Annotated in this window: 1 protein-coding gene; it reads right to left on the bottom strand. The window is 32.3% G+C overall.

Annotation, left to right across the window (positions count from 1 at the left end; genetic code table 11):
• Positions 1 to 50: 50 nt before the first annotated feature.
• Positions 51 to 248: energy-coupling factor ABC transporter ATP-binding protein (locus tag Q4528_RS15220; protein WP_303522539.1), on the bottom strand; the 198-nt coding region annotated here is incomplete at its 5' end.

The following is a 248-nucleotide window of genomic DNA, read 5'->3' as shown; positions in this document are numbered from 1 at the left end:
CATCAAGCGGCTTCTTTAATTAATAGCGATTAAGCTTATTAATTAGCGACTTAATAAAAATCGTATGAAAATCTAAAGCCAATAGAACGCGGTCTATTTGAAACGACTTTAGGGGTGAATTGTTGAGTATCAATATACAATATTGCACTTTCATTGGTTAAATTATCAATGAATATCTCAGCTTTCCACTCATCATTAGTCACACCAAAACTTAAATTAGCTAAGAAGTAGCTGTCTTGTATGTAACG

This window comes from Staphylococcus pasteuri (assembly GCF_030547725.1).
GTDB classification, from domain to species: Bacteria; Bacillota; Bacilli; order Staphylococcales; family Staphylococcaceae; genus Staphylococcus; species Staphylococcus pasteuri.
This window is presented reverse-complemented; position numbering and strand designations above follow the sequence as displayed.